Origin of the sequence: Clostridium sp. DFI.1.208 (assembly GCF_024463855.1) — a bacterium.
GTDB lineage: Bacteria > Bacillota_I > Bacilli_A > Erysipelotrichales > Erysipelotrichaceae > Clostridium_AQ.
Window position 1 is genome coordinate 102965 of the sequence record NZ_JANGCA010000008.1, and the last position, 21805, is coordinate 124769.

The 21805-nt window shown below is 45.5% G+C and carries 18 protein-coding genes, 1 rRNA gene, 1 pseudogene and 1 riboswitch; of the genes and pseudogenes, 2 read left to right on the top strand and 18 right to left on the bottom strand.

Annotated features, from left to right (window positions below):
• Positions 1–155: 155 nt before the first annotated feature.
• From NE665_RS06220 to NE665_RS06270, 11 genes and pseudogenes are all read right to left on the bottom strand, one after another.
• Positions 156–2051 (bottom strand): extracellular solute-binding protein, encoded by a 1896-nt coding sequence (locus NE665_RS06220; RefSeq protein ID WP_117444527.1) that lies wholly within the window; start codon positions 2049–2051, stop codon positions 156–158.
• Positions 2048–2896: an ABC transporter permease gene (locus tag NE665_RS06225; RefSeq protein WP_002610062.1), complete on the bottom strand. Its 849-nt coding sequence runs from the start codon at positions 2894–2896 to the stop codon at positions 2048–2050. Before NE665_RS06225 ends, NE665_RS06220 begins: the two co-directional genes overlap by 4 nt.
• 577 nt (positions 2897–3473) lie before the next feature.
• Positions 3474–4475 (bottom strand): annotated as a pseudogene (locus NE665_RS06230) (ABC transporter ATP-binding protein); the annotation flags it as partial.
• Positions 4476–4488: 13 nt separating this feature from the next.
• Positions 4489–5022 (bottom strand): XRE family transcriptional regulator, encoded by a 534-nt coding sequence (locus NE665_RS06235; RefSeq protein WP_117444529.1) that lies wholly within the window; start codon positions 5020–5022, stop codon positions 4489–4491.
• Between the two features lie 752 nt (positions 5023–5774).
• The gene (locus tag NE665_RS06240) at positions 5775–6065 is read right to left on the bottom strand and encodes a hypothetical protein (RefSeq protein WP_117444530.1); all 291 of its coding nucleotides are present in this window, start codon (positions 6063–6065) and stop codon (positions 5775–5777) included.
• A gap of 74 nt (positions 6066–6139) precedes the next feature.
• The gene (locus NE665_RS06245; protein WP_117444531.1) at positions 6140–6550 is read right to left on the bottom strand and encodes a winged helix-turn-helix transcriptional regulator; all 411 of its coding nucleotides are present in this window, start codon (positions 6548–6550) and stop codon (positions 6140–6142) included.
• Positions 6551–6848: 298 nt separating this feature from the next.
• A complete protein-coding gene (locus tag NE665_RS06250; protein WP_117444532.1) occupies positions 6849–7937 on the bottom strand; it encodes a winged helix-turn-helix domain-containing protein in 1089 nt (362 codons plus the stop codon).
• 19 nt (positions 7938–7956) lie between these two features.
• A complete protein-coding gene (locus NE665_RS06255; RefSeq protein ID WP_117444533.1) occupies positions 7957–9189 on the bottom strand; it encodes an MFS transporter in 1233 nt (410 codons plus the stop codon).
• Positions 9190–9423: 234 nt separating this feature from the next.
• Positions 9424–10179, bottom strand: a complete 756-nt coding sequence (locus NE665_RS06260) for an alpha/beta hydrolase-fold protein (RefSeq protein WP_117444534.1) — start codon at positions 10177–10179, stop codon at positions 9424–9426.
• A 35-nt stretch (positions 10180–10214) separates the two neighbouring features.
• Positions 10215–11102 (bottom strand): hypothetical protein, encoded by an 888-nt coding sequence (locus NE665_RS06265; RefSeq protein ID WP_233104756.1) that lies wholly within the window; start codon positions 11100–11102, stop codon positions 10215–10217.
• 362 nt (positions 11103–11464) lie between these two features.
• Positions 11465–12778 carry a polysaccharide deacetylase family protein gene (locus NE665_RS06270; RefSeq protein ID WP_117444535.1) on the bottom strand — a complete coding sequence of 438 codons (1314 nt, stop codon included), beginning with the start codon at positions 12776–12778 and terminating at the stop codon, positions 11465–11467.
• Positions 12779–12905: 127 nt separating this feature from the next.
• Here NE665_RS06270 and typA point away from each other — a divergent pair, with 127 nt between their 5' ends.
• Entirely contained in the window at positions 12906–14741 is a 1836-nt protein-coding gene (gene typA / locus NE665_RS06275) for a translational GTPase TypA (RefSeq protein WP_117444536.1), read from the top strand.
• A 371-nt stretch (positions 14742–15112) separates the two neighbouring features.
• Here the strand turns inward: typA and NE665_RS06280 are convergent, their stop codons facing one another.
• Positions 15113–15505, bottom strand: coding sequence for a hypothetical protein (locus NE665_RS06280; RefSeq protein ID WP_117444537.1), 393 nt, complete (start codon positions 15503–15505; stop codon positions 15113–15115).
• A gap of 811 nt (positions 15506–16316) precedes the next feature.
• A riboswitch (FMN riboswitch) is annotated at positions 16317–16432 on the top strand.
• An 82-nt stretch (positions 16433–16514) separates the two neighbouring features.
• On the opposite strand from NE665_RS06280, the gene NE665_RS06285 reads away from it, so the two are divergent.
• Positions 16515–17129, top strand: a complete 615-nt coding sequence (locus tag NE665_RS06285) for an ECF transporter S component (RefSeq protein ID WP_117444538.1) — start codon at positions 16515–16517, stop codon at positions 17127–17129.
• A 182-nt stretch (positions 17130–17311) separates the two neighbouring features.
• Here the strand turns inward: NE665_RS06285 and NE665_RS06290 are convergent, their stop codons facing one another.
• The 6 genes from NE665_RS06290 to rrf all read right to left on the bottom strand — a co-directional run.
• A complete protein-coding gene (locus tag NE665_RS06290) occupies positions 17312–17755 on the bottom strand; it encodes a GNAT family N-acetyltransferase (RefSeq protein WP_233104757.1) in 444 nt (147 codons plus the stop codon).
• Positions 17756–17830: 75 nt separating this feature from the next.
• On the bottom strand, positions 17831–18556 hold the full coding sequence (locus tag NE665_RS06295) for an ABC transporter permease subunit (protein WP_178760164.1): 726 nt from the start codon (positions 18554–18556) through the stop codon (positions 17831–17833).
• Complete coding sequence (locus NE665_RS06300) at positions 18553–19158, bottom strand: SOS response-associated peptidase family protein (protein WP_178760165.1); 606 nt, start codon at positions 19156–19158, stop codon at positions 18553–18555. The genes NE665_RS06295 and NE665_RS06300 overlap by 4 nt, the downstream gene beginning before the upstream one ends.
• A 17-nt stretch (positions 19159–19175) precedes the next feature.
• Positions 19176–20681, bottom strand: coding sequence for a tetratricopeptide repeat protein (locus tag NE665_RS06305; protein WP_178760166.1), 1506 nt, complete (start codon positions 20679–20681; stop codon positions 19176–19178).
• A gap of 70 nt (positions 20682–20751) precedes the next feature.
• The gene (locus NE665_RS06310) at positions 20752–21597 is read right to left on the bottom strand and encodes a putative manganese transporter (protein ID WP_117444542.1); all 846 of its coding nucleotides are present in this window, start codon (positions 21595–21597) and stop codon (positions 20752–20754) included.
• Positions 21598–21709: 112 nt separating this feature from the next.
• Positions 21710–21805 (bottom strand): 5S ribosomal RNA (rrf, locus tag NE665_RS06315); the annotation flags it as partial.

Sequence of the window (21805 nt, forward strand, 5' to 3'; positions counted from 1 at the left end):
CATGTATAACGAACATGTAGGAAAGAGAATCTCTTTCTTTCCAGGCAGATCGAAATACTTCCATCCTTAGAAACGCAGTATGGATAATACGACCATCACGGCAACGACCATGAGTATCAGAATACGGTAGATTGCCTTTTTCATGAATCCCACCTCTATTTCGCTATTTTTACCTTTGTCCAGTAATCGGAAATCAGCTTCTTCGTCTTTTCGTTATATTCAAAGATTTCATCCTTCGGATAACCGACACGCGGCATATAGGCATTATTTCCATAAAATTCGCCATCCTTGCCACTCAGCTCATCCAATACCTCGCCATTGCTGGAGGCATAGCCGACAAACAGTGAATTCTTCATACTCTCTTCATATTCCAGAACAAAGTTGATATATTCATTCGCCAGCTTTGGATTTTTGGCATCCTTAGGAATCACCATGGCATCACTCCAAAGATTCGTTCCTTCCTTCGGCATGAAATACTCCATATCCTTGTTTTCGGACAGGATGAAGGCTGCATCGCCGCTGTATACCAGTGCCAAATCCTTATTGCCGTTGATCATCGCATCAATGACCTCATCCGTCACAATTTCCGGGTCCATTGTGGATACTGTTTTCACCAGCCATTCATAGGCTTCCTGCAGCTCCCTTTCACTGGAGGTATTCATGGAATAGCCCAGTGCCTTCAGAGCCATCATGAAGCTGTCACGTTCTGAATCATACAGATACAGTCTTCCTTTGTATTTTGTATCCTGAAAGATATTGAAGCCCTCTTTTTCCAGATCGGCCTTTGCCACGTTATTTTTATTATAGACAATACCGACCGTTCCCCAGAAATATGGTGCGGAATACGTATTGTCCGGGTCATAGCTCAATCCCTTGACACCATCTGCCAGCACTGCCAGATTCGTGACCACACCTTTATCCAGCGGCTGCAGCTTCTCTTCCTTGATCAGACGCTCAATCATATAATCACTCGGGACAAGAACATCGTAGCTTTCGCCGCCCTGCAGCTTGGTATACATCAGCTCATTGGAATCAAAGGTATCGTAAATCACCTTTACCCCATACTGCTTTTCAAAGGCTGCATTGACATCCGGGTCCATATACTCTCCCCAGTTGTACACCTTCAGCGTATCACTGCCATATTTCGCAACGGCATCCTCTGTTGAGGTATTGCCGACGCCGCCCTTCAAAGCAAACAGCAGTCCTCCGATCACCAGTACAAAGCACATACCGACAATACCGCTGACCTTATAGGAAATCGGCTTATTGTTGCGGGCCGCCTTTTCACGCACCATAGGAACGATATTCACAATCAGCAGGGTAATCGTAATCATGATGACAATCAGTGTGGACAGGGAGTTGATACTCGGATTGATTCGCTTACTCATCGTCCATACCAGCGTAGAGATATTTTTCACACCGTTACCGGTCACAAAATATGAGATTATGAAATCATCAAAGGACATTGTAAAGGCGATGAGCGCACCGGATACAACTCCCGGCATAATCTGGGGAACGATGACCTTCCACATCGCCTGCGTCGGTCTTGCGCCCAGATCCATCGCTGCCTCAGCCAGATTGGGATCCAGCCCGCGAAGCTTCGGCATGACACTTAGGATTACATATGGCGTACAAAATGCGATATGTGCCAGCAGCATGGTCAGAAAGCCTTTTTCCATATGCAAAGACACATAAAACAGCATCAATCCCACAGCGGTAACGATTTCCGGATTCATGATAGGAAGATCGTTGATCTGCTGTACAACCTCCCGTACAATACGGCGGGACTTGCTCAACCCGATGGCGGTAATCGTTCCGACAATCGTAGAAACAAATGTCGCCACAACAGCGGTAACCAGCGTATAATAGATGGCCTCCATCATATTGCGGTCATTGAACATCTTGTGATACCACTGCAGGGAGAAGCCGTCAAAGCTCGTCAGGGAGCGGCTGCCGTTGAAGGAAAAAATCAGCATATATAAAATCGGAAAGTAAAAGAATACCATCACCAGCCCAAGGATGATTCTTCTGGAAAGCTTGCTGTTTCTCATTGCACATTCCCTCCCCGTTTTGCACGTACGCTGTCATCTCCCTTATCCAGACGACGTGTCACATACATACTGATCATGATAATCACTGCCATGATCATGGAGATGGCACTTCCGAAATTCCATTCACCTACTGTGATAAACTGATTTTCGATAACATTACCGATCATCATGTATCCACCGCCACCCATCAGCTTGGGAATGACAAAGCTGGACACCGATGGCAGAAATACAAGCGTGATACCGGAAATAACACCGGGCAGTGACAATGGAAAGGTGATCTTACGAAAGCGCTCCACACGGTTTGCGCCAAGATCATTTGCCGCATCCAGCAGCGAGCGATCCATTTTCGCCAGCGAGGATTCAATCTGCAGAATCATAAACGGTATGAAATTGTATACCATTCCCAGCACCACGGCGCCATCCGTATACAGCAGCTTCGCCGGCTCCATACCGAAGTAGGTCAGAATGTGATTGATCAATCCATTGTCTGCCAGAATCCCGATCCATGCATACGTACGTACCAGCATGTTGATCCACATCGGCAAAGTAACAAGCAGTATCAGAAGATTGCGTTTACTGGACTGTGAAATCGCATACGCCACCGGATACCCGATCAGGACACACAATACCGTTGTCATTAAGGCAATCCGCAGGGAAAGCCACAGCGTTTTTAAGAAATCAGGGTCTGTAAAGAATTTTTTGAAGTGCTCCAGTGTAAACTGCAGCGTTGCCACATCATTGCCCTGCTTCGTGAAGGCATACACGATGATCAGAAGCATGGGAATGACGATCATGGCCGTAATCCAGATGATATACGGATACGTTAATCGCTTAAAGGTCTTCATGTCAGTATCCCATCTTGCTCATGACATGGATATCCTCCGGATAGAAGCTCAGACCCACTTCGGCTCCTTCCTCGGCGATATCCGTTGTATGAACCTTAAATTCCCTACCCTGTGTAGAGAAGGTAACCTGATAGGTACCTGCGGTAATGTTATCCGGATCGAAATCATAATCCACATCGGAAATTTCCACATCGCTTTCATCACTCAGCTTCCAGCTCTGTGCATTTGCCCAGGTTTTCAAATCGGTATCAATGGCTGCACTTTCCTTTAGCTCATCCACTGTTTTAAAGAAGTTGAAGGCGGAAATCGCTTCATTCGCCTTTGGATTTTCCACGTATTTCTGCTGCACCACAAACACCTTGATGGATACACTCGTTCCGGAGCTGGTGGAGAAGGTTACCGGATACGTACCGATTTCCTCCGGTATATCATATTCAATCTTATTGATGGAAATATATTCATCATCCTGCGGACTCCATGCCTGTGCATCCGCACGGGCGATGATTTCCGCATCGTTGAGCTCCTTCACATCCTCGATATCCACATAGAAATCATTGGCGGAAATACGCTCCTTGGCATCACTGCTGGCAACGTCGTGCTCCTCCGTTACATTCATCATGACACTAACCGTGGTTCCCGGAACGGTTTCCACCATAATCTCGTAATGCACACCCTTAAACAGCACACTTTTTACGATGCCTGTCATTTTGCCGTCCTCTTCCTTCACGATATCCAAATCCTCCGGACGTATGACGACATCCACCTTTTCATTTTTCTTAAAGCCGAAATCCACGCAGTCAAAGCTGATATCATCAAACATCACCCTGTAGTCATCCAGCATAACACCCGGGATGATATTGCTTTCCCCAATAAAATTCGCAACATAGCGATTCTCCGGCTCATTGTAAATATCCGTCGGTGTTCCTACCTGCTGAATTTCGCCATCCTTCATGACCACGATTTTATCCGACATCGTCAAGGCCTCTTCCTGATCATGGGTTACATAGATAAAGGTGATGCCCACCTCCTGCTGAATCTTCTTCAGCTCATACTGCATTTCCTTGCGCAGCTTCAGATCCAGTGCACCAAGCGGCTCATCCAGAAGCAGCACCTTCGGTTCATTCACCAGGGCACGCGCAATCGCGATACGCTGCTGCTGCCCTCCGGATAATAGTGTGACATCCTTTTTCTCATAGCCCTCAAGACCGATCAGCTTCAGCATCTTCAATACCTTCTGCTCGATGACATCCTTGCTCATCTTCTTGATTTTCAAGCCGAACGCAATATTATCATATACATTCATATGCGGAAACAATGCGTATTTCTGGAATACCGTATTCAGCTCCCGCTTATAAGGAGGCACATCCGTGATATCCTCCCCATCGAAGATCACATGCCCCTCGCTCTGATTCAGAAATCCCCCAAGAATACGCAAAAGCGTCGTTTTGCCGCATCCGCTGGGTCCCAGCAGTGTCACAAATTCATTCTCATAAATATCGAGATTGATTCCCTTCAGCACCAGAGTACCGTCAAAGTCCTTCACGATATTCTGAAACTGTATCAGTTTTTTCTCTTCCATACGTTACGCCTCCTTAAAACAGCGGCGGAGTGGTGATCCACAATACCCGCGCCTCATTTTTTCCGTTGTTTTTCAAATAATGCCGATATTTCCCGTTAATATAAAAGGTTTCCCCCTTTTTTACAGGATATTCCTGATCGCCGTTCACCAGCGTTATTCTGCCCTCCAGCACGTATCCGAATTCCTCCCCGTCATGCGGATCGAATTCCTTACTGCTGCCCTGCGGTGACAGCTCCAGCAAAATCGGCTCCATTTCATTTTTCTGCGCATTCGGCACGATCCAGTGGATACAATATTCCTCATGCTCATCCACGAAATAATCTTCCTTTTTAAAGACGACCTTGTTCTCCTTGCTGTCTTTAAAAAAAGACGCCAGATCGGTACCCAGCGCCTCTAAAATATCCTCCAGAGTGGAAACGGAAGGGGATGTAAGGTTTCGTTCAACCTGCGACAAAAAGCCCTTCGTTAATTCACTCCGCGACGCGAGTTCCTCCAAAGTAAGATTGTTCTGTGTACGTAACTGCCTTATCTTCTGCCCGATATCCATACATACCTCCCTTTGTTTAGTAATACTAAACTTTGCGTATTATATTTGAAACAGGATGATTATAACATAAAACTGAGCATATGCAATACCCTGCAAACAAAAAGTTTAATATTTTAAACTTTTTGTTTAATAGATAGCAAAAGCCAAACAGGTTTCCTTGGCAAACAGGGAAAATTCCGACTTAATCACATATTTTCACACAATTTACATATCTTTTAACTATATCTTTTTATTATAGTAACTGTGGGCAAAGATATTCTTCGCCTAGATAGAAAATAACTCCCCTAATTATTTTCTATACATTCTATCCCCTTAATAATTTATTGTATTAAGAAAAAAGGCGTATCCCTAGCGCTTTTTTTCTTGTTTCAGTCTTTGCATACAGGCAGCAATGCCAGTCTTCATAGCATAAGCAATACAGCTTTCACCATGGAAAAGAAAAGCGGTGTGATACAGCAGACATAGCCTCCCCATACAAACACATAATTTCTATGCCTATGTACAGCACACACACTGTTAATCGCTTACATCCCGCATGCATTCATTGTGCTCATGCAAATATAAACTTTTCATTAACTTGGATTTTTCTGCGGACATGAGCTTTACAAACGCTATGCCTTCCCTCTATAATGTTACTGTTGCCGCCCGTGAAGAAAGAAAGATACCTAGGCAGTATTTTTGCGGCATGCCACCAAAGGGTGGCTTTTTTTTATATCAGGTAGGCAGAGAAAGCAAGATTGCCCTGCATACCTTCACCACTGGGGAAACTGCTGAAGCAATTCGTCCTGAAGCTGCATAAATTCCTGCTCACTCAGCAGACCGCTGCTTCTTCTTACCTCCAGAATCCGGCGCTCATACTGCATTACCTCCTCATCCAGAAGCTTCCGGTCATTGGCATATTTGCCAAACCGGCAGACCTTCGCATATTCCTGACGATGTGCCTTCCAGATTTTTGAGCGGTACATGGGATCCCCCTCCCACAATCTGCTTTGAAATCGATACCGTTTCTTTTCCATGAAGTCCGGAAATGATAGATAAGCCATACAATCACCTCAATGCTAGTATAGACTGTATTGTTCCACAATATATGTAACAATACAAAAAAAACCGCAGAACCTTATGTATTCTGCAGTGTTTCCACAGTCTGTGCCGGCTCGTCCTCCACCCGTTCGATATAGCCCTCCTGCATCAGAACCTCCTCCATATGATAATCCATCATAACACCGATTCCGACGTCCATCATTTTTCGCAGACACTTCAAAAGCATGGCACCGCGGTTTGTCAGCGCATATTCAATCCTGGTCGGCTTCTTATGCACATGGACGATCCGGGAAACCAGTCCCAGAGCAATCAGCTCATCCAGCTGTTCCATGATTTCTTTTTTCAGCATGGAGGGAATGGCTGCACATAGCTCCTCCAGACGCTTCTTGCGCTTTTCCATTTCCCACAGAACCAATGCCTTTTCCCGCTCCTGTGCGATATCCACACTCAGGGTCAGCGGGTCTCTGTATGCAGTTACCTTCATCATCAACACCTCTTGCGTACATCCTATCAGAAACCTGCGGTTTGTGCAACTATGGTTCATGAAGTTGACAGTTTTTAGAAAAAACCGGTCTTACTGCAAAAAAAATGGAAAAAGCCGGTTAAGGGGGTCCGGCTTTTCCAAAAATTATGTTATTTAAGGGGATAGAAAATTGTATGAATTATCATTAGGGAGAATGATGAGTACATACAAGCAAGGTTAACTTCCTTGCTCGTGTAATAGTATATGATATTTATTTGGATAAAAAATGTTTGAAATACGTGAAAATATGTGAAGCATTTTACTAGGAATTAGACAGCAGCTTCTGCTTGGTCATCTCCAGAAATTCCTCCAGATATTCACGGTTTAAAGAATAGTACAAACGGTTGTTTTCCTTACGGAATTTGATAAAGCCGGCATTCATCAGAGCCTGCATATGATAGCTGATCGTCGGTGTTGTCAGCTGCAGCTCCTTGGCAATCTGTGCGCCATAGGCACACTGTCGGGATACATAACACAAAATTTCAAACTTGCTTTTATCACTGAGCAGCTTCAGGCTGCTGCAGATGGTATCAACGGATACGCCGGCCTTTTTATGCTTTAAAAGCAGCAGAATATCCAGCCCCCAGATCAGCGTTCCCTGTCCGTGCTCGCGCAAGTCCTGTGTCAGAAAGGACAGGGAGCGAAAGCCGGAAAAGGCAGGCAGAACGAGTAGCTCCTCGGTATCCGAAAGAACCTCCAGCTTCATGCCGGTAAGCTCCACCAGCTCCTTCAACAGCTCCTCCTGATGCTGTATCATATCCTCAAATTCCCGGGCAGCCTGCTCATACGCCTTGCGATAGCGCTTTAAAACGGCAAGCAGCCGGATAAACAGCTCCTCCCATTTATCCAGAATCGCAGGCATATTCCTGGATTTCATCAACAGCTCCCATTTATCCTCAGCAGTAAGAGAGGTGGCATGAAGATCTTGCAGAAGCTGCGTGCTGTCTGCTGTTCGATAGTCCTTATCCTCATCAAAATTGCTGACGTAGGCACGAAGCAGGCAGTCACTGTCCTCACTGCAAACCTTGCGCAGCTGCTGCAGCTGTTTTCGCCAGTCCGTTTCCTTCATATCAAGATAGCTGATCAGAAAGCTGCGAAAGGGAGTGATTTTTCCGGAGGTTTTGTCCTGAAACAGAATTTGCATATCCGTATAGTCCTTCTTGAAGATAGGATCCATCTCCTCACGAAGCTTGACCATAACATCGATGTGCGACTGGATACGCGCTTCCTCTTCAGCACTCAGATGCTCGCCCCGCAGCGTTTCCTCATAGCGTTCCTCTCTTTGGCAGTCCTCCAGCAGCCCACAGCATTCCAGCATGGGCTGAAACCAGTTTTTAAACAGGATTTTCACATGCGACAACTCCTTTGTATTACAGCTGTCTCAGCTGTTTCAGGAATATCATACCAGCAAATACAAGGAAAGTAAACAAAGCGAAGGATGCGAAGATGACAGGAAGCGATACATACAGGCAGATGGCGCTCATCGCAAAGGAGGTGAGCGGCATGGCAATGGTAGCTGCAGCATTGAAGATGGCACTGACTCTGGCAAGATAGCACTGCTCCACATGCTTCATCAGTGAAATACTGATGATACTGATCAAAATGGCGATACAGCAGCCAAAGAGAAAGGCCGCTACCGCCATGGCTGCATAAATGGCAGAGGGCTTTTGCAGATGCACGATCTGAGTCAGAGCCAGATAATAAAAGCCGGTGGAAACACCTCCGATCAACAGCAGGGGACGGTTGTGTATATGCTTATGCAGATACGGATACACAAAGGAGCCAATACCCATACCGATGGAAAGTGCCAGTGAGGAGACTGACAGCAGATCTGCCCCCTGATGCAAAATTCCGCTGATATAGGGTGCCTGAAAGGAATTGTACGGCACAAGCAGCATATTCATCAGCATAGCGCAGGCACAAATCACGATCAATAACGGCATTCCCTTCACATAACGAAAGCCCTCCTTCAACAGGTGTATGCTCTTGCGGACATCCACCGTCCCCTTCTCCGCTTGTTCTGAGCTATGGATAAAGCATATGATTATCGCGGATATGAAAAAGGATGCAACATCAAACAGAATTGCGCCGGAAAGACCAAGAGCGGCAATCAGAATACCACCCATACCGGTGCCAATCAGCTCACAGATACGAGAGGAGGATTGAGAAAAGGAAAGGCCGAAATCAAAGCATTCCCGATTGAGAATCAATGGGGTAAAGGCGGTAGATGCCGGATTGCGAAAGGACTCCAGCGAGTTGTTCAAAAACGTAATCAGCAGCAGCATCCATGGCTGCAGTGCTGACAGCATATACAGAACAGCTATGCTTGCCGTAAGAATTCCACGCAAAACATCACAGACAATCATGATGTTCTTTTTCTCCATACGCTCTACGATTGCTCCTGCAAAGGGCTGAACGAGCACATTCGGTATCATATTCACTCCCAGCATAATCGCAGACCAGCTGGCAGATCCCGTCAGCTCAAATACGAGCCACGTAAATGCGATCATATCAATGGAATCTCCAAAACGGTTGATAAAATTCGCCCCTGTCATTTTCATGAATTCCCTCTGCTTAAAAATCTGTCGATATCCCTGTTCCATATATATCTATCTCCTTTATTAGATAATCATATAATACAATGGAAATAGATAATTGTCAATCATATAGTTAGACATATATCTAATATAATAAACCTCAATTGTAACATCCTTGTCCCTTGTTCGCTTCTTCCAGCATGCGATCAGCCCCTGACCATGCTTTCTATGATGCTTCTGTTCCTGTTCTTCACACTACGCTTTACAAATCCATTAAAAAAGGACCTGAAGAACAGATCCTTATACCATAAATTGTAAGAAGTAATCAATTTGTTTTTTCCACCAGTACCAGTCATGGGAGACATCATATCCCCAGAAATCAATCCAGACATCAATATGCTTGTCGGCGAATATTGCCTCCATCTGATGCATACTGTCCTCCATCTCCTGTTCCCAGGCTCCCTGCCCGCAACATAAAACGATTTCCGAATTGCGATACAGCTGCATATACGGATGATCCTCCGGCGTATTCGGCAGATAATCACTTGGTGAATTGCGATAGGTCAGCTCGTCATGATAATCATGGAAGAAATAATCGGCATGATACAGACCGCTCATTGCCAGCACCCGATGAAAGAGATCCGGTCTGCGAAGGTAGATATTCAATGCATGAAAGGCGCCCAGACTGCAGCCGCAGGTCATCATATCTTGCGGCTCCCTTACACCGTTGGCATAGCTGCTGATTTCCTGTATGCGCGGTACCAGCTCATCAATAATGTAATGATAATAGCGTTCATGCTGTTCAATGCGTTCTCTAGGATTGCCATCCTCGTTGCTCCACGTTTCATCATCAATGCTGTCACAGCAGAAAAACTGAATTCTGCCGGCATCCACATATTCATGCGCAGCATCGATCATTCCGAAGTTTTCAAAATCATAAAACCGACCGTTCTGTGCAGGGAACACCAGACAGGGAATCCCCGCATGTCCATACACCTTAAATTCCATATCCCGATTCAGTTCATGACTCAATTCCTTATAATACTCCACTTTCATAAAGATACCCTCCTTGTTCTTGCACTATTATCATTTCATGTATTCAAACCACGCACACCTTCCATCTCCTCACACATGCAATCTGCCCACAGCTGATAGATGTCCGGCTGTTCCTTCAGCAACACACACCGATCCGCTCCGATGTGTATGTCCAAAAGCTCCCAATGTCCCTGCCGCTTCCATATCAGCATATGCAGAAAGCCGCAGCTCCACGCCTGTTTGCACAACTTCCTGCAAGCCTCTTCAGCAAACGCTGACAGCTCCTCCCTCTCCTCTTTTTTCATCTGCCGCTGTTGTCTTGCATAAAGATATCCTTCCGCAGTTGATTGGGGAACGCCTCGATGATCCACTAAAGCCTCCCATATATAAAGACTTCCTTCCAGTTTTGGCACCAGCAGCTGTTGACGTTCAGGCTTCCATGCTTTTACCAGCTCCTCCACATCATCGCTCGCAAACAGCTGTTCCATCTGGACATCGTATAGCGAGCAAAGCCAATTTCCATGTAGCTGCTGTAAAGTCAGCGCGCGTCTTGCCGGAGTGATTGCAACATTACATGACTTGATCCACGCACGCCGTGTCCCGCTGTCCAGAAATTGCTGAACCTCGGAAAGCATACAGCCGCTTTCCACATGAAAATCCGTCCGCAGGCGTGCATCGAAAAACAATCTGCTTTCCTGAAAGGATTCCATACCGTTTATCCGCCCATAGCGATATGTGAAAAACGCCGCTGCACGCAATACTGCATCATATGATTGATATTGTTGTATTTGTATGTAGTCCTGCAAAGCATGCCTGACCTCGATCCGCAATTCCTCATACGGTTCATAACCGATTCCCAGGGTGTTGATACCGTTTAGCTTTAGCCGGTCACAAAAGTTCCAGTTGGTTGCAGGAAATTGCGGGGATAGGATAAGAAAATTCATACATTCCCAGCTTTCTCTTTTGTTTATTATACCATACAAAAAGCGATTTTGAAAGGCATGTGTTTTTTTCTTTCTGAAACAGAATGAAAAGAAGGTCAGCAATCTCTGCTCTTCTTTTAGTTGGTCTTTGTGGGGGTGCTGCGGTGGACATACCGTAATACTGGCAGCATGTCCACCGCATACGCAATGGCTCCCATAGGTACAGGTTCCTGTACAAAGCAATCCAACTACCGGTGCTTTGCTGGAAAGAAGCGCAGTCCACATGACACCATCGCCCTGCTTTTATTGAGGTAGACCGTTATCTAGAAAGTCCTGGCACACCTCCACTCTTTCCTGCCTGTACGCACACATTGCAGCAGGCTTCAGGAATGGCGGACGTGCTTGCTGTAGGTATACAGATCCGACACGGTCACCAGCTGATACCCCTGCTCCTGCAGTCTTGGCACCAGCTCCTGCACAGCAGAGGCTGTAGAGGCATATAAGTCATGCATCAGGATGATGTCACCGTTCTGAACCTGCTTCAAAACGCGTTCCACAACAACCCTTGCATCCCGATCATGCCAGTCGCGCGTATCCAGCGACCAGGTGACGATACGTTTTCCCTTTGCGCATTCCAGAACCGTTTTATTCTTACTGCCGTAGGGAGGGCGTATGACATCCGGATAGCGATGCGTAATATCATAGATTGATTCCTGTGTTGCTATGATTTCCTCCTCAACGTTCTCCTTTGACAATGTCGTCAGCTGTTTATGGGAATACGTATGATTACCGATTTCATTTCCCTCCAGCACCATCCGCTGCAAAATATCCGGGAAATTATCCGCATTGCTGCCCAGTACAAAGAAGGTCGCATTAGCCCCATACTCTTTCAAAGCATCCAGAATTGCAGGCGTATAGCGCTTGCTGGGACCATCGTCAAAGGTTAGCGCAACCATCGGCTTATCCGGATCAATCTGCTTAATCGGCTCATTCAGAATATCCTCATAGGGTACAATCGTCTGCTGTGCCTCATTCTTCAAATCCACGGCATCCTGAAGGCTGTCATAGCTGCATTCAAAGGTAGCGGCTTCATCGAACAATGTTTTCTGCGGAAAGTAGAACACCATGCGATCCTTTTTCAACACAAAACGATCAAAATTTTCCTCCACTGCGGATATATGGGAACGGAAACGGTCATTATCACATTCATCGGGAAAGCGTTTTTGAAAGTAATCGAATGCTTTTGCGGAAAGCTCCTGTATGTGCTCCGCACGAAAAATGTCGTATAGATGTATAAAATCCTGTTTTCTGGTATCATATACGATGGTTTCCACAAATTCCTGCTTCTGGTAGATACACTGATAGATGGCAAGCTTCACCGAAACATAACGCTCATCCTTGTAGAAGGACTGCCAGGTTATATTAAACTCTGCCTTGCGCTTCTCTTTATATGGCTTTACGGCCTGTAGAAAATGCTTTTGATAGGTATCCACCGTATCCTTGATTTTCTTATCCAGCTTTGCGATATCGGTTTTTGGATACATGATGCTTTCCAGATAGGTATCCTTATATTGAATATCCTGTACGGTCGTTCCAATCTCCTGATTCGGATTCTTATTCTCATCCAGCTCTTCGCTTCTACAGCCGCACAGCAGCAGCAGACACAGGAAAGGGCATACAATACGTCTTACATTCATGAATTATCACCTGCTCCTTCAAGTATATGGAAAAACAGGAGAAAATAATGCATTATTCTGCGAAAAAAATTGTAATTCCCGCGATTTCGTATTATCATTATAGTTGGTCTAAAAGGTGGAATTGAATATGAATGAAAAAGAAAAGATTATAAATATCGCGGTCATTGCCCACGTCGATGCAGGAAAGTCTACACTGGTAGATGCCTTCCTTCGTCAGAGTGATGTATTTCGCAGCAATGAAGAAGTTGTCGACTGTGTTATGGACAGCAATGATCTGGAACGGGAACGTGGTATCACCATCTATTCCAAAAACTGCAGTGTTATCCATGATGGTGTTAAAATCAATATTGTAGATACTCCGGGCCATGCGGATTTCTCCAGCGAAGTAGAGCGTATCATTAAGACCGTTGATGCCGTTATTCTGCTGGTGGATTCCAGTGAGGGTCCGATGCCGCAGACGCGCTTTGTATTAAGCAAGTCTTTGGAAATGGGGCTTCGCCCGATTCTGTTGATCAATAAGATCGACAAAAAGGATGCCCGTCCGCAGGAGGTTGTGGATGAGGTTTATGAGCTGTTCCTGGATTTGAATGCAACAGACGCACAGCTTGACTTCCCGATTTTGTACGGTGTTGCCAAGCAGGGAATCGTTCAGTATGACATGGATACACCTAGTGATTCTATCGAACCGCTGTTCAAGACGATTCTGAAGCATTGTGAAGCATATCCGGATTTGGATGAAGAGCCTTTGCAGATGCAGATCAGTGCGCTGGCATACGATGAGTATATCGGACGTCTGGGAATCGGACGTATCTATCAGGGTGTCCTGAACGCACAGCAAAGTGTTGTTATTTGTGATTCCTTCGGACATGAGCGTACCAATACGACTTCTCAAATCTTCGTATACCGCGGATTGAGCCGTGTTTCTGTAAAGGAAGCAAGAAGCGGTGATATCGTGGTGGTTGCCGGTATTCCGGATATCATGATCGGAGAAACCCTGTGTGAAAAGGATCATGTCATGCCACTGGAAAGCATTCATGTAGAAGAGCCTACCCTGAGCATGAACTTTATCGTCAACAAGTCTCCATTTGCCGGAAAGAGCGGAAAGTATGTAACCTCCCGTAATCTGAAGGAACGTCTGGAAAAGGAGCTGGAGGTCAATGTCGGGCTGAAGGTGGAACCAACTGACAGCGGTGACTGCTTCAAGGTCAGCGGCCGCGGGGAATTACATATCTCTGTCCTGCTGGAACAGATGCGCCGGGAAGGCTATGAGGTTGCCGTTAGTAAGCCGGAGGTCATTCTGCACAAGGATGAAAACGGGAAAACCGTAGAGCCTGTAGAGGAAGTCGTAGCACTTGCTCCGGAAGAATACAGCGGAACCATCATCAACAAGCTGAATCTGCGAAAAGGTGTCATGATCGATATGGTGGAAGAAAACGGTTATTGCCGCATTACCTATGAGGCACCGACCAGAGGACTTCTGGGATATCGCAGTGAGTTCATCAACGATACCCGCGGTGAGGGTACTCTGGTTCGTCGAATCAAGGGCTATACTCCTTATAAGGGAGAAATCACACAGCGTGCAAACGGTGCCATGATATCTACAGAAACCGGTGGTGCTATGACCTATGCCCTCTGGAATCTGCAGGAACGCGGTTCCCTGTTTATTTCTCCACAGACAGAGGTCTATGAGGGAATGATTATCGGTGAATCCGCAAGAAACGTTGACATGGATGTAAATCCGTTGAAAAACAAAAAGCTGACAGCGATTCGTTCCAGTGGAAATGATGAGGCGATGCGTCTGACTCCGCCTAGAGAAATGACACTGGAGGAAGCCCTGGAATGGATCAATGACGATGAGCTGGTGGAAATCACACCAGACAGCATCCGTCTTCGCAAAAAAGGTCTGAAGCCGCATGAGCGTCGTCAGTATTACCGTGAGCGCGTATCCGATGAAGTAAAATAAGCATACAGAAAGCGCCAGCATACCTGGCGTTTTTTTGTAGCTTTCAGCTGCTTTGAGATGCTGAACTATTCACAGCCTATGTGCGATTAGCGGACATACATTGGTTTGAATTGAAATTGAGCAGGCACACAAATACGGATGACAGAATCAAAAGGTCAGAAATAAGCACTTGGATTTTGCTATGGCAACGTGAAGGACTTACACAGAGAAAGAGCTGTCAGGGAAGAAGACAGATGGCTTGAGGATGCAGGCGGAATGCCAATCGGCAAAACCCACGATTTGCCTTGCTATCCCATAAAAACAGCACTATGCACTGCTCCAACTATCTAAAAAAAACTGCCGGAAGGGATGCTTTCCTTCGGCAGTATCTGTTACGTACGCTTGTCAAACTTCGTTTTGCATTTCGGGCAGGTAATCGTAATCGTTCCTCTTCCCTTCGGAACACGCAGACGCTGTTTACAGCTCGGACAGTTGTAATACTTATGTGTCTTACGATCCTGAAACTCGCGTTTCTTTGTTCTCCATTTATTCTGAATCGGATAGATTTTTCCCATGAACACCGCATTCTCCTGTGAGCGCTTGTATGTATTTCTACTCAGAATACGGAACCAGCACCATACAATCAGCAGCAGTGCCACATAGCTGATATATGGAATACGGAAAGCAGTACCCAAAATCGTGATTACAAAATACAGAATCAATATCGCAAAAGACAGCTGATCTACGCCATATCTTCCACGCATAAAATTCTGAAACCATTTCATATTTCAAAACTCCCTTCGATTGTGACATATTATATCACGTTCCATTTCCGATTTCCACGCCTGTTGGACTTTTACGACAATATCACACAAAAAGTCCATTTTCCACAGCATCATAAGCTATCAAAAAGGGATTGCAGGATTACTTCTATTGCAACGAAAAGCACGCCGTCGAAGTAGTCCTGATACATCCTGTTGTGTCTCTCATTTGCTTGGCTATGCCTGCCGCTCTTTTTGTTACAAACTAAGGAAACACTCTTATGGTTTGTCTGAAGGAATGCTGTAAAGCATTTCATGATTCTGATTTCTTCCAATATACAGTTCGCACTATTATGTATCTTATGATTTTTTTCAATTTATAGTTTCGCACCATTCCTATGTATCCTTATGATGTCCTCCAAAATATAGTTTCGTAGGTTTCCTATGTATCCTAATGATTTCAGCGGCATATCCAGCAATTATCTCTTCGCTATACGTTTATATGCCTTTCGCTTTGCTTTCATTTGCTATCGCTCATTCTGCGAAAAGAATAGAAAGAATTGCAATGTAAGCCTCCTTGTATCCGCTGTTGCCTTATGCCATATGACTATATGAGATTACGATTCACAGCCAATTCATAAATATGTGATTTACCTATGAACTATGAGAATATGGAGCCAATGTAGCAAGTCCTATATTTTCATTTTCTCTCATATGCTGATCCTTCTCTATTGTTCAAAGGGCTGGAAATCGTAACTATACGAGGCTCGCTGCTATGATTTTACAGGGCGTTAGTGTTGACGTAATAAGAAAAGACTGCTATGATATACCCGACAAAAAACTTCAGGGTCGGGTGAAATTCCCAATCGGCGGTAAACCCCGCAAGCCGTAAGGCACGAACCGTGTGAAACTCCGGTGGCGACAGTAAAGTCTGGATGAAAGAAGTTAAGTTTTTTCGATATGTCCCTAAAGGTTTTTGTTGAAAACCTTTTTTCTTTTGAAAAAAGGCTGACACAGACAGGAGGAATCGTATATGTCAGCATATGTTTCAACAAAAAGCAGGATGAGTGTACAAACCATCGCCAAAATCAGTATATTGGGAGCATTGGCCTTTCTGGTCATGATGTTTGAAATCCCCCTTCCCTTTGCGCCTGAGTTTTATAAGCTCGGCTTTGATGAGGTCATCGTATTGATCGGAGGGTTTGCGCTGGGTCCCTGGGCAGCCGTCTGCATCGAAGCATTGAAAATCGCATTAAATTTAATCATCGGAGGAACCATCACGATGGGTGTAGGAGAGCTCACCAACTTCCTAATCGGTCTGTCCTTTGTACTTCCGGCTACCATTATCTATCAAAGAGAAAAAACAAGAAAGCACGCCCTGATCGGTCTGATTGCAGGAACGATCTGTATGACGATACTGGGCGGACTTCTGAACTATTTCGTAATGCTGCCGGCATATTCCTATTTTATGAATCTTCCCCTGGATCGCATTATTGAATTTGGACACGCAGTAAATCCGAACATTAACGGTCTGTTGGCACTGGTGCTGATGGCTACCACTCCCTTCAATCTGCTGAAGGGTATCCTGTGCAGCGTCATTGTCTTCTTATCCTACAAAAAGGTATCCCCGGTTATAAAAAAGCAGTAGAAAAGGCTTCCGCTCGTCTGAACATCAGACGGAGAACGGAAGCCTTTTCTATCCTACAACGCATTGTCTAAAAGGAAAGCTGTTTTTCTAAATCTATACTTCAGACCTGTATTTTGTCGAAATTTCTTAACTATGTACCTTAGACCTTGCTTTTTTATAAGCAAATGCCAGCGCAGCTTCTCTTAGATCATCTTTTTAAAATTGAGCTGGCGTTTTTCCCGCAGATAGCCATTGGCTTCATAAAAGGCATGCGCCTTTACCCGTGCTTCTGAGGAAACTAGCCGGATCATACAGGCATTCTGACTGCTTGCCCACTGCTCAATCCATGCAAGCAAGCTGCTTCCTATTCCCTGATGCTGATAATCCGGATGTACTGCGATTCCCAAAATATCCTTCATAGGTGAAGAATACAAGACTTCATAATCCTGTGCATGCACATAGCCGACAAGCTCCTGTTTTCCTTCTGCTTCTGCCACCACAATCAGATGCTGCGGCATAGCTAATAAACGATGCAGCTGCTCTTGTGTATCTGACAGCGAGTAGTCATAGCCAAGCATATCTGCATTTAAGCGCTGTAACGCGGCCGCATCCTCCTGCCGTGCTGGTCGAAGACGAATCTGATCCATATCGTTATATCCCTCCTATTATCATCGCATACCATGCATGTCACCGCAATGTATCGATTGCAGGAATCCATATCCTCATACCCTTTGTCTGCCTACATAATGAAGCAGAGCATCCATAAGCAGTAAAATCAGAATGATCCATCCGGTCCATGCAAAGACACCGGTCATATCCGAGGTCAGTCGGCATAAATTCATCTGCCTTCCGATTCCCTGCTGTACCTGCCCCATGATTTCCGACATGACTCCCACCTTAAAGGTCAAAGAGATTCCATTGGACAACGATGCCTGTATAGAGGAAGAAAGCAGCGGGAGATAAACGCGACGCAGCAGATACCATCCACTTGCCGGATACAGCTGTACAACCCTTTTCAGATTTTCATCCATGTGCTGCAAACCGCTATACAGGCTGCTGTATATGGTTGGAAAAATGATAAGAAAGCTAACGATTGCCGCACTGCTTTCCGAGCCGAACCATAAAAGAATGACGATGATATAGGAAATATTGGGAACACTGCGGGTGAGCAAAAGAATAGGATAAAACAAATCATGGAAGATATGTATGCGATAAGACAGAAATGCGCAGCCTCCTGCCAGTACAAATGCTGCCAAAAGTCCACCCCATGAGCGAAGCAGCGTGACAAGTGTACTCTGATAAAAGGTCGCAGATTGCAGTTGTGCCACCATCAGCTTTCCTACATCGAGAGGATAGGGAATGATGAAATCGTTATCCATCCAGACGGCTAGCAGCCACCAGAGAAGAAACAGTAGAAACGCCGATGACAAAATTCTGGCCTGCTTCATCGCTCCTCCTCATCAAACAGCGAAAGCTGCCTTTTTTCTATTACGGGCGATTTCCTATTATCTACCGCCGTAAATAGCAAATGCTCATTATCTACCTGAAACTCCAGTTCATCCTGCAGATACAGCGGAATCTGGTCCTCAAGCATGAGAATTGGAGTACGATCGTGTATATCCTTCATTTCTTTCACGGATTCTCCGGTCACAATCACGAATTCCTTTTGTTCATTATAAATGCCCGCCAGATAAAACAGGGGAGCATCCTCACGCTGGATCAGTATTTTCTGCTTTTGTTTTCCTACCTTCACCCATTCGTAAAATCCGTTGCACGGAATCAGACATTTCTTTGAAAGCATAGGACGAAATGTCTTTTTCTTTTCAATGCCTTCACTTCTCGCATTGATCAGCCTGCCATATGGTCCCTCAATTCCCCATTTCATTACATCCAGCTCATAATCCTCCTGTCCGTCGACGAGTACCAGTGCCGAATTGCTTGGAAACACTTCCTCTCTGGCATATTCAAACAGCGCCTGCTGCTCGATTTTCTGCTTCAGTCTTGCGAATGCCGGCAGCTCTCGCAATTCAAAAAAATATCTTCCACACATATGCAAGCCTCCTGTCCTTATGCCTTTGCGTTCTCTTGCGCGAGCAGTTCTTCCAGCTGCGCGATTTCCTTTTTTATCCAATCTTCATTATAGCCCTGCTCCAGCGCTTTCTGGTAATGCTTTAGAGCCTGTGCATATTTCTGCTTTTCTGTATACAGCTCTGCGAAGGCAGAATGCAGCCAGCCGTCGTCTCTTCCCAGCTGCCGTGCCTCCAGAAGATAGGACAACGCTGCATCGAGCTGATTCAGACGCAAATTACACCAGCCCAGCATGGAACAGTTTAACGGATTCTTCGGCTCCAGATCATAGGCCTTTTTAAAGCAGCGAATCGCTTTTTTATAATCCTCCAGCTGCGTATAATTCCAGCCCAGCTCGCTGAAATTCCAGGCTTCACCTCCAAAGCGCTCAATTCGTTTATTCAAAACCGCAATGGCTTTTTCCGCCTGTGCGCTTCTTCCCAGATTCCATGCATACAAATCTTGCATTTCCCGGCCTTCCTCCCCATGCTGCAAACAGAATTCACAGGCCTCTATAGCCTGAACGTGCTCATGCAGATCACTGTAGCAGCGGGCATAATGAAACATCAGCCATATATCATCCTTTTTTTGCTCACTGGCGCGATCCAGATACTGCAGCTTCTTTGTCCAATCCTGCTGCTTATGCGCAATCCAAATCATTTCCTGATAAATCCAGTAGGTATCCGTTTCCTTATTCAATGCCTTTTCAAAGTATTCCAGTGATGTGTTATACTGCTCATTTGATTCCTCGATTCGATGCAACGAGCGATACACATCCCCCAGCAGCGTCCGCTCACTTGTATCATCTCTCCCCAGCTCCAAAGCCTTTAGAAGATGCAAAAGTGCTTCCTGCGGCTCATCCTTCTGGAAATAGGCGAAGCCAAGCTCAAATTCCTTCCAGTCCTGATAATGCGTATGCTGAATCTCCTGCAAAATATGAATCTCCTTGTCATATTCGCCACAAGCCTTATAAAATCTCGCCAGATCAAAGCGTGCGTCCTCATCCGGCAGGATCCGATAGCTTTTTACATAGTATTCCTCTGCTGTTTCCTTATCGCCGAGTCCATAATATGCCTCTGCAGCCTGCGACAGCAGCCAGACATTGCGTGCGTCATCCAGCAATCCATTCTCAAAATATGCGACAGCGTTTTTCAAATCACCCAGCTCCTTATAACACCAGCCGATCTCACCATGCAGCCAGGGCTCATCAAATCCAAGCTGCAAAGCCTTAAGCAACGCATCCAGTCCATCCCTGATATTCCCCTGCCGATCCAGCGAAAAGCCAAGCTGACTGTACAGCCATCCATCTTCAGAAAAATAGACGAGTCCCTTTCGCAGAAACACCTCCGCCTCCTGATAGCGTTCCATGTGGTTTAAAACCCATCCCATATTTCCATAATAAAAAGGCTCTTCACTCGCGTACAGCTTATGCCTCTCCAGCAGTATGCGTGCATCTTCCAGCCTGTTTTCTTCAATCAGCTGTGTAAATTCTTCCTTATAATCCATAGTCTGCACCCCTTTGAAACTATTATACTATACTTTCCAGCTGAAAAAAAGAAGACCATGCTTCCATGATCTAAAACAGCTGCAATACAATTCCGCTCACGATTGCTGTCACAAAGAGGATGGCAAAGATTCGCAGGATATCCTTTTTATTGTCATACATGCGAAGAAGTACCAGCAAGCCAAGACCTGCACTGGTAATCAGTCCGGCAGCAAGTGCGCCAAAGGATAGCACACCATCCATAAAGAGCTGTGCCAGAATCACACTGGCGGCACAGTTGGGAATAAATCCAGCAAGAGCCGCAAGAATCGGCTGCAGATATGATCCCTGTGCCAGTATCGTCCGTAAGGTATCCTCTCCAATATAGTAAATGAAAACAGATAATGCAAAATTCACGACAAAGACAAAGATAAAAATCTTTACGGTACGGATGAATGCAATATAGAAAATGGAGGCATGCTCCTCTCTGGTCTCCTTATCGCATTCTGCATGGATATCATGCAGTGGATGATTTTCCTTTAACCGATGGCCGCGAACAAGGAAATCCACGATATAGCCTACCACAACCGCAATCACAAGCTTTACTGCAATCACAGAGAGTAGAACATGGATCTGCTTCGGCTGCGCCACCAGAATCGGAATCGCCTCATCACTCGTTGAAATAAATACTGCCAATAGGGTTCCAAGGGAAATGGAACGATTCATATACAAACCACTTGCCAGCACAGAAAAGCCGCATTGCGGAACGATGCCTAAAATACCGCCAATCAGCGGTCCCAGCGCTCGTGCGGATTCCAGGCGCTCACGGAAACGGTCATTGCTCTTATGTTCCAGGTACTCCATAAGAAGATACGTCAGATACAGAAACGGAATCATCGGTAAGGCATCATGGAATACATCCTGAAGTACATCCTGCATAATATTCCTCCCTTCACATACTAGAGAATTTTACCATTCTTTCGTATTTTATACCAGCAAAACAATCTTTCGTCGATGATTAAAAAAGACCCATCAGATGATGAGTCAGATTACCTGGCAGCGTGCTATCTTTACTGGAGCCAGTCCAGCTATTGTCGCCGCTGATATGCTTAACTTCTGTGTTCGGGATGAGAACAGGTGTGTCCAC